Genomic DNA, 1,595 nt, shown 5'->3' with positions numbered 1-1,595 from the left:
GCGGCGGCAACGACGAGCTCGTCTTCGGCGAGGGCTACAGCCGGGCCGGCCTGAGGCTGGAGCGCTTCGGCGCGGATCTGCATCTGGTCTTCGACGATCTCGGCAAGCGGATCGTCGTCGCCAACCGCTTCAACGGCAATGGCGAGGGTGCCAACTATGTGCAGACCCTGCGCTTCGCCGACGATACCACGCTGGACCTGTCCCGCACCGATCTGGCGATCGCCACGCGCGACAGCGATGTCGGGCATGTGCTGGAAGGCTACAATGCCGGCGACGTGATCCGTGGCAATGGCGGCACCGATGCCATCTATGGCTATGGCGGCAACGACACGCTGTATGGCGGGACCGGAGCCGATGCCCTTTATGGCGGCGACGGCGACGATCTGATCGACAGCCGGGACGAGACGGCCAGCGGCGACGTTGCCTATGGCGAAGCGGGCAACGACACGCTCTATGGAGGTGCCGTCAACGATGCGCTGTATGGCGGTGCCGGCGACGACCTGATCGAGGGCAATGCCGGCAACGATTCCATCGAAGGCAATGCCGGCAGGGACAGCCTGTCCGGCGGGGCCGGTGTCGACAGCCTGCTCGGTGGGGCTGACGATGACAGCCTGGACGGCGGCGCCGGCGACGACTACCTGAACGGCGAGGCCGGCGACGACAGTCTGCTGGGCGGTGCCGGAGCCGACACTCTGTATGGCGGTGCCGGTGCGGACATGATGTCGGGCGGCGACGATGCCGATACCCTCTATGGCGAGGATGGCGACGACACGCTGGCCGGTGGGGCCGGCGCCAATTGGATCGTCACCGGGACCGGCGACGACCTCGTGCTCTATCAGGGCGGCGCCGATACCGTGGTCGGCGGCGGCGGCAACGACCGGCTGTCCTTCGGCGACGGCTACAGCCGCGACGACCTGCGGTTCGAACGCTACGGCAACGATCTGCATGTCCGTTTCAACGGCAAGCCCGACCGGATCGTCATCGCCAACCGCTTCAGCGGTGCCGGCAACGGTGCCAATTACCTGCAAACACTGCTGTTCGCCGATGGGAGCACCGTCGACCTGGCCAATCCCGTCCTGGCGATCGACACGCGGGACGATGCTGCCGCCCACACGCTGGAAGGCTATGCCGCATCTGACACCATCCGCGGCGGCGGCGGCAACGACGCCATCTACGGTTATGGCGGTGACGACAGCCTGTATGGCGGGGCAGGGAGCGATCTGGTCCGCGGCGGCGCCGGCAACGACCTGATCGACAGCAGCGACGACGACGCCAGCCATGACTCGCTCTATGGCGAGGATGGCGACGACACCCTGTTGGGTGGTGGCGGCGAGGACGCCCTGTATGGCGATGACGGCAACGACCGGATCGAGGGGTTGGGCGGTCGTGACTACATGGAAGGAGGCGGCGGCGACGACACGATGGACGGTGGTGCCGGTGACGACACCCTGTTCGGTGGCGACGGCGCCGACAGCCTCGATGGCGGCGTCGACAACGACTTCCTGAAGGGCGATGCCGGCACCGACGAGCTGCTGGGCGGGCTGGGCAATGACCCGCTCTATGGCGGGGCCGACCGTGACCGCCTGTCGGGCGGC

Annotated in this window: 1 protein-coding gene; it reads left to right on the top strand. The window is 67.6% G+C overall.

Features of this window, described 5'->3' with window-relative positions; translation table 11 throughout:
* On the top strand, positions 1–1,595 hold a 1,595-nt coding region (locus I71_RS07175), incomplete at both ends, for a calcium-binding protein (protein ID WP_148294175.1).

The organism is Azospirillum sp. B506 (genome assembly GCF_000333595.1).
In the GTDB taxonomy this organism is placed as follows: domain Bacteria; phylum Pseudomonadota; class Alphaproteobacteria; order Azospirillales; family Azospirillaceae; genus Azospirillum.
This window is presented reverse-complemented; position numbering and strand designations above follow the sequence as displayed.